Annotated in this window: 5 protein-coding genes and 1 pseudogene; 1 reads left to right on the top strand and 5 read right to left on the bottom strand. The window is 40.2% G+C overall.

What is annotated here, in order from left to right; translation table 11 throughout:
* Positions 1-204: 204 nt before the first annotated feature.
* The 5 genes from BMW53_RS20250 to BMW53_RS20235 form a co-directional block, all read right to left on the bottom strand.
* Complete coding sequence (locus tag BMW53_RS20250) at positions 205-1,317, bottom strand: glycoside hydrolase family 53 protein (RefSeq protein WP_038555849.1); 1,113 nt, start codon at positions 1,315-1,317, stop codon at positions 205-207.
* Between the two features lie 77 nt (positions 1,318-1,394).
* Positions 1,395-1,973, bottom strand: a complete 579-nt coding sequence (locus BMW53_RS21190; protein ID WP_217643018.1) for an MFS transporter — start codon at positions 1,971-1,973, stop codon at positions 1,395-1,397.
* The gene (locus tag BMW53_RS21185; RefSeq protein ID WP_217643016.1) at positions 1,967-2,695 is read right to left on the bottom strand and encodes a hypothetical protein; all 729 of its coding nucleotides are present in this window, start codon (positions 2,693-2,695) and stop codon (positions 1,967-1,969) included. Before BMW53_RS21185 ends, BMW53_RS21190 begins: the two co-directional genes overlap by 7 nt.
* A 273-nt stretch (positions 2,696-2,968) precedes the next feature.
* The gene (locus tag BMW53_RS20240) at positions 2,969-5,620 is read right to left on the bottom strand and encodes a cytochrome ubiquinol oxidase subunit I (protein ID WP_038555847.1); all 2,652 of its coding nucleotides are present in this window, start codon (positions 5,618-5,620) and stop codon (positions 2,969-2,971) included.
* Positions 5,617-6,669, bottom strand: coding sequence for a hypothetical protein (locus tag BMW53_RS20235; protein ID WP_038555844.1), 1,053 nt, complete (start codon positions 6,667-6,669; stop codon positions 5,617-5,619). Before BMW53_RS20235 ends, BMW53_RS20240 begins: the two co-directional genes overlap by 4 nt.
* A gap of 391 nt (positions 6,670-7,060) precedes the next feature.
* Here BMW53_RS20235 and BMW53_RS20230 point away from each other — a divergent pair.
* A pseudogene (locus BMW53_RS20230) lies at positions 7,061-7,353 on the top strand (transposase); the annotation flags it as partial.
* Positions 7,354-7,447 lie beyond the last annotated feature (94 nt).

Genomic DNA, 7,447 nt, shown 5'->3' with positions numbered 1-7,447 from the left:
TGATAAATAAAATGAGAACAGTAAACAAATTGGCAAAAGAACTAAACATGGAAGTAGTAAATTGTCAAAATGTAAATTAATTCTGTCATTGGCAGCGTAGCGAAGTAATTTATTTTGTCCTCTCCAAACATCTTCATCAGCTTGCTGGAGTTTTATGTCCCTACTGGCAACTTAGGATTGAGTAACTAAGTGTTTTTTCTCATCTTATTCCTCCCCAAATACCGACAATACCGGCAGTGCTTTGTTGTTAAAATCAAAAACAGCCTGGTTTTCCCATGGCGAGGCATCGGGGGCTTCCGGGCCTTTCCAGGCAATAAGTTCGGCACCCCAGTAACAAAAGCCACGGCCTTTTTCCACTTCCTCGAATGAAATTTGTTTTATGCGTTCGATAAACTGTTGCTGACCGGTTTCAGTGGCCGGGTAATCAGGCCGAATCAACTGGTCGTCTTGTCCCACAATATTGTTGGTCCAGTCGTTCCACCCCAGTGTAAAAGGATAAGCAGTTTCGGCCAGCACAATTTCTTTGTTAAAGGTTTGGCTCAGGTTGGTCAGGGTTGTTTTCAGGCTGGTTAAACTTTTGCCATGCCAAATGGGGTAGTACGATAAGCCAATCATGTCGTAATCGAGGTTGCGAACTACATTAAAAAACCAGTCGGCATTATTGAGCCCTGCATAATGGATTATAATTTTTGTGGCCGAAGAGTTATCGCGAACGGCCCGAATTCCCTGTTCCATCAACTCCAGAAATTGGAAAGTCTGATCCTGAATGTTTCCTTCGGGATGCAAAAAGCCACTGTTTATCTCGTTCCCGATCTGAATATAATCAGGTGCAATCTCCGTTATAATCTTTTGAGTGTAGGAATAAACACTGTCTTTTAATGCCGAATACGAAATGCTGCTCCAGCGTTCGGGTTTGTTTTGTTGCCCCGGATCGGCCCAGGTATCGGAATAATGAACGGTTAACCAAATGTCGAAACCTTTCGCTTTTAGTTTCCCGGAAAATGTTTTCACCTCGTTAAATGCTGAATGTTCATTCTCGGGATTAACCCACAATCGCAGTCGAACCGTGTTCACACCATTCTCTTTTACAATGTCGAGAAAATCTTTTGCATTGTTTTCCAGGTCGAAAAACGTAGGATTCGTTAATTCAATTTCGGGTAACTGCGACAGGTCCATAGCCGAAATCAGCTCCTTTGTTTCGGGATCGGGTGTTGGATCAACCGGATCGTTATTATCGTCGGAGCAGGCAGTGAAAAATAGTACTGCTACCAGTAGTAAATATATCAATTTCAGTTGTTTCGTCTTCTCTGTTTTCATTATTCCGCAAAGTTTAGCTAGAATCTTAGGATGACAAATATATTCTTCAAGAGATTAAAATACAACTTCAGCAGTTGTTATGTTTGCTCTACGTTAGGGAGTTTGTAACTTTTATAAGCGCCCGCCAAACCAAACACCGACAGCAGCAAAATTACGCCTTCAACCGACAACAACGAAACCAGGGCGCTTAACCCACCCACCAGCAAAAGAATGATGCCGATAATGGTATTACTAACCGACACGTAACTGGTGCGCTCGTTTCCGGTAGCCATATCGATAACGTAGGTTTTGCGGCCCAAACGAACGCCCTGGTGTGCAATACCTAAAATAAAAAGCACAACCGGATAGAGCCATTTTGCACTTTGCAAGGCATCGAAATACGAAATGGTGAAAAAGATAAAGATGCCCAGAACAGACGCAATAAGCACCGCCACTGCCATAATGTTTTTGCTCGATTTATCGGCATACCTTCCCCAAATCGGAGAACTCAAGATCGATGCAAGGCCTTTGGCAATAATAAACAAGCCGAGCAGGTACGCTTCTTTTCCCACATGCTCCTGCGCCAAAACAACATAAAACGGGGCCGACAAGGCGGTACACAAAAGCAGGGTGCGGGCAATGATAAAATCTCTGAAATGTTTTTCAGTTTTTAGCAATTTAAAACTTGAAAAAATGCTGTCGTTGTTAGAGATTTGTCATTAACCGGGCCTGGGAATTCCTTAATTCGCGAATAAATAAACGCTGCCACCAGCCAGGTTGCCGAAGCAAAAAAGATGATATTGGTGTAAAAGTTTATGGTGGCATCTTCTTCCGACTGATACAACATAAACAAACCTGCCGTCAGCACCAATACCCCCGACACTGATACAGAATAGCCTTTCATACGCCCTCGGCGGGTTTTGGGGATGGTTTTCCCAATAATATCTTTCGAGGTAAGCGAGCTCATACTTCGCGCCAGGCTAAACAGCACAACAGCAGCTACAATAAGCCATCCGGCAGTAAAACCGTTAAAATTAAGGGCAATAATACCAATGGCTCCGATTGTTAAAAATTGCAGCAAAGCACCGATTACCCACAGCCATTTTCGGATGGGGCGTTGGCGAATAAATTGCGCAAAAAACACCTGTGGCACCATCGACCCCGATTCGCGCAGCGGCACAATTAAACTAATAAGGTACACCGGCGCGCTTACATAGCTCATTAACCAGGTTAATACGGTTTTGGGATTGCTCAGCGTATCGCCAAGCTGGGTAAATACATTACTGAAAATTTGTAAAAAGAAATTGCGGGGAACATATTGGCAGGCGTCTTCGGTAATGTCGTTGCAAACACCTTGTTTGTCTCCTTTGTGGAGGTAGTGGTAAAGTCTTTCAAACATGCTTTGTTTTTCTCTTTAACTGCCCAATCTTTTGTGTTAACTAACAGCTCCAAGCCTCGCAAATAACCATGTCCGCCAACTATTTTGATGTTTGTGACAGTAACGGTTTCGAGTATAAAAATTTGTTTTCGTAGTCGAGATGGCCTTGAATAGCATTTTATAGCACGTCATTTCTTTGTTTTTCCAGAAAATAATGCACCTGAAAAAGATAAATGCAATTATGGATCTGTTATTTTACCAACTTGTATGATTTAGCGTATTGCAAATAATATTTTAGTGAACAATTGCTGCACTGATTTTTCGTTTAATCTGATTACGATGATGCCCATTTGCATTCATTTTTTTTGTATGGCAGAGACTGCAATTTTCATGTGTCCCAATTGTTCCGGCTAAACCCTGATATTGCAACGGTTGCATATTGTCGCGTTGCTTCCCGAATTTATTTTCAGCGCCATAAACCGCATGAGTTGAGCCATGACAAGCAATGCACATTACACCTTGTTCGTCGGTTCTGTTTCGGTATAAATCAGCAAAACCGCTAACCCATTTGTTAAACGATGTTCCTGAATATCCATCTTCCCGAATATTAAAGTTGGTATGGCACGATTTGCAGTCGGGCTCAATAACCCATGGAGTGCGTGGATTGATAGTAGTTTTATCATCTACATAATGCGGTACCAATGCGGCAGAAAGCCTTTTGGCTGCAGGTTTTGAACTTTGCCCGGCCAGCAATCCCAGCGCATGGTCTTCCAGGCGCCCGTGGCATTCGGTGCAGTTTATTTCGTTTTTTGCGTGACGTCCACGGAAACATGTTGTATTTCCGTCTATCCGCGATGGATGACAAAGGTTACAAGACTGATGGTCCATTCCTGATAAGTAATTGGCATGAAACCCGTGTATTGCTGTTGAGAAGTTTAAAATATCTGCTTTCTCCGGAACACCAAGAGCCGGGTCGCCATGGCACGATTGGCAGAGTTTGGGATTGCCGTTTTTTGCATCAGCTAATAATGTAGTGTTATTGTATTTGTCGTGTGCAGCCAATAAATTTTCGGATGTTTTGTCGGCAACACCCGAAATTCCATTCCATGCCCAACCTCCTTCGTGGCAGTTTCTACATCCCATTTCAGTTGAAACGGGTGCAACTGCTTTTGTTTCTGCAAGTAATTCGCCACTTTTTTGGTCTACTGCTTTAAAAGTGAACATTGGAAATGGATTATAAAGCTGGTCTTTTCGGTATGCGATAACCGGAATGAGTTCAGCGGCAAAATGGTTGCTGTGCGCATCCATTGTATCGTTTACTGTTTTTCCTGCTAATCCATACCCAACCGGAACATCAACTCCAAAAATTGCTTTTGAATATTTCCAAAACATCGAGCGTTCCTCCGGATTTTCAAATCCACTTTCAATATTATATTCAATTCGAACGTTTTTTGTTATTAATTCTGGTTTTGCTCCTCGCTTAAATAATTGGGCGTTAAAAGTATTTGCAGGAGGTAAGAATGAAAAATATTTTTCGTTGTCGGAAACACAGTGCATTCCCAAATCGTTCCATACCAAAAGTACATATTCATTTTTTTCGGAATTAAAAGCAGGCACCTCCAAAGGAAACTCTGTGGGTTGAAAGGCTTTTACCGTTTCAGTTTCTTTGCCCAGTAATTCATAAAAAAGATAGGCTGCCAGTGCTTTTTTTTCGTTTGGTGTTCCAACAAACGGAGGCATATAGGTATTTACTTTTCCCAAACCGGTTAGCTGGGCTTCCAAACCGCGTTCGGTTAAACGATTTATTTGTGGTTTTATGGCATTGTAACCATCAATTGTATGGCAACTCATACACTGAAGACGAAAAATTTCAGAGCCAGCTTCCAGTTTGTTTTTATTAGTAATTTCCTGAATTTCTGTCCATTTTGCATGTTTCAAAAAACCGGTTTTATTGATGTTTTCAGCCTCTTTAACCAGAATTCCGTTGGAATACATGTAGTTATAAATTACATACGGTTTGCGGGCAATTTCTCTTGAGTATTCAAAACCACCCATCCACGAAAAACAAAGTGCTACCAAAATAAACGCGCCTATTTTTTGTGCCAGGGCCGGGAGGCGAAACAATGTAAAAAGTCCAAGTCCGAATAATGCAAAACTGGAATAAAGCAGTACATCACGAAATAAGTTGCTTTCGGCATTAAAATGAAACAGGTTTTCGAACGACTCAGCACTGATTACTTTTGTGTAATAAATACCCGTTAACACCAATAATGCCAAAGGAAAATACATCCATTTTGCACAATATTTAAAAATGCGGTTTCGAAGTTGCTGGTCTTTTAAAAAAGAAGCTGTTACCAATCCGAATACTCCGGCAAAAATGAGTGAAATGGCAGTTCGGAAAAGCAATGATGGTAAAAATCCCGGGTTAAATAATCCATCCCAAAAATTGCCTGTGGTGAGCCAATCTCCGGGAGTTAACATAAACGCCAGAATTCCGTTAATCATAAACAGACTCAGCCAGGCAAAAATAAAATACAGCCAACCAATAATTAAGTGGCTTCCGGAATTCATCTTGTCGAAACGATAATGGTAAATGAGCAAGGCAACAATTTCGCCAATAAAGAATACCCACTCAATAGCCCATGCAAACACAAAAGTATGGATTAAAAGAGATGTAGCACCCGGGGTAACGAGCGAAATTATAAACCAAATTCCAACTCCTGTTACTCCTCCAAAAACCATCGATAACAAAAGAAAAAACCAGGTATGTGATTTCACATAAGCCAATAATCCGGCATCATTTGTTTTAAGGGCTTTCCATTCGGCTAATACCAAAAAAAGTCCACCTCCTACGGCTAAATGAGCGATAACAACATGAACAATTGCAATGATGGCAATTAATAAACTGCCTCCGGTCGATGGCAAATGCCAGATAGGATAATTCATAATCTGGAGTTTTTAGGTTTTTGAGAAAGTTGAATCATGTAATAAATCAATCCTAATCCGACAATAAAAATAATTAGGAAAATTAATAGTGGAGAAATTTGATATTGAGTGGCTAAGTCGGAAGGGTGAAAGATTCCTTTTAAATAAGCATTTCTGGCGAATTCGCGTATTAATACCATTACAATTACTTCAAGAACGATGGCAACTAGTGTGGGTACTAATTTTCCGGTGAAACTAAAATAAAGGATTGCCATGGCAATAAGCCAACCTGCAACCATAAAAAGCGTCGAAATTAATTGGCCCCCCATGAATATTTTCCAAACTGCTTCGGGCATTGACAACCAAAACCAAAAACCCACAAAAACTTGTATTAATGTCGCAACAGCAGCTATTTTAAGGTTTTTCTGAATAGCTACCTTTTTATCTTCTGGTTTAAGTTTTTTTGCGAAATGAATAAATACCGATTTCCCGATTGCTGCAACTGCTAATGAAGCGAAAATAAAATGAAGAAAACGCGGCCAAATCGAAGGCTCGTTAAGTAATAAAAATGTTCCACCTTTATTTTGGAAATAGGATATCCATTCTTCCGGCAGTTGAGTTAATGTGCTGTTTATTACAAATACAAAAGCAATGTATAGTAGGAAAATGGTTGATGTCCATAGACTTATTGTTGCCAATAATGGAGCTTTGTCGGCTTTTTTTACATAAATGTAAGTTCCGTAATAGGCGAATATTAAAATCGGAATGATAGCGATCCAGTACACTGCCATTAACACGGAACTCGTATAAAACAAATGGCCGTATAAAACTTGTAGGAAAAGTAACGGAGGAACGCCTAAATTAATGGTAAGCGCAACAAAAATTGGAATTTTACCTGAGAAAACAGGTGTTTCCGTTTTTTTAAATCGATTCCAGATGGCCAGTAAACTGCCGCCCAAAATTAAATTTACCAAAATAATGTGAAGTGTAAATGTTACAACCAGCAATATTTGAAACCAAAGCCAGTGAACAGAAAGAACATCGGGCGCGGGTAATAGGTTAGTTTCCATTTTAGTATTTTTACTAAAATTACAAAAAATAAATTACAGCAAAATAATTTAACTGCGTGTAAATTAATATTGTATATAACGGAAACCTCCTATTTAGTCTGATTTCTCGATTTACGAACATAAAAAACCTTACCCTAAAACAGAGGAGAAGGGTGTTGTCAAGAAATTGAGAATTTGCCAGAACAGGAACATGTGCATTGCTTGTAGATATTATTGTATACGGGGTAGCTACTGGTAGGGTGGTAAGCCGGACGATCGTTTTCGGTATGGTCAACCCTGAACCCGAATTCTTCCAGTTTCAGGCTATCAACAAAAACATCGATTAAGCGCACTGGAAGTGCTACATTTGAGTGTACGGTAAGTTAAGTACTATTTTTACTTACTTATAATTATGAATCAGATGAGAAAAAAGTTTGACAAGGAATTCAAGAAAAAAGCAGTAGAACTTTCTTATGCACGAGGAAATGCCACAGAGATTGCAGAAGAATTAGGAATTGAAAGAGCATTACTTTACCGTTGGCGTAAAGAGTTTAAACAATATGATAAGAATAGCTTTCCAGGTCATGGTAATCCAAAAATGACAGACTTGGAACGTGAGAATGCTCGATTGCAAAAAGAGCTTAGGGATGCAAAAATGGAGAGGGACATCTTAAAAAAGGCAATCAGCATCTTCTCCGTGAGCGTGGAAAAAACGGTCAAAGTGACCACCCAATGCCGGAATAAAATGACCACCCTCGCCAGTTTAAACTGACCACCCCGTGCCGGAGCAAACTGACCA

Origin of the sequence: Draconibacterium orientale, from assembly GCF_900111425.1 — a bacterium.
Lineage (GTDB): Bacteria > Bacteroidota > Bacteroidia > Bacteroidales > Prolixibacteraceae > Draconibacterium > Draconibacterium orientale.
The sequence above is the reverse complement of the archived record's forward strand: the minus strand, read 5'-3'. Positions and strand labels throughout refer to the sequence as shown.

Bases quoted from the DNA above. Each gene is read 5' to 3' on its own strand.
- BMW53_RS20240 (WP_038555847.1), bottom strand. From the start codon at position 5,620: ATGAATTATCCTATCTGGCATTTGCCATCGACCGGAGGCAGTTTATTA.
- BMW53_RS20250 (WP_038555849.1), bottom strand. From the start codon at position 1,317: ATGAAAACAGAGAAGACGAAACAACTGAAATTGATATATTTACTACTG.
- BMW53_RS20235 (WP_038555844.1), bottom strand. From the start codon at position 6,669: ATGGAAACTAACCTATTACCCGCGCCCGATGTTCTTTCTGTTCACTGG.
- BMW53_RS21185 (WP_217643016.1), bottom strand. From the start codon at position 2,695: ATGTTTGAAAGACTTTACCACTACCTCCACAAAGGAGACAAACAAGGT.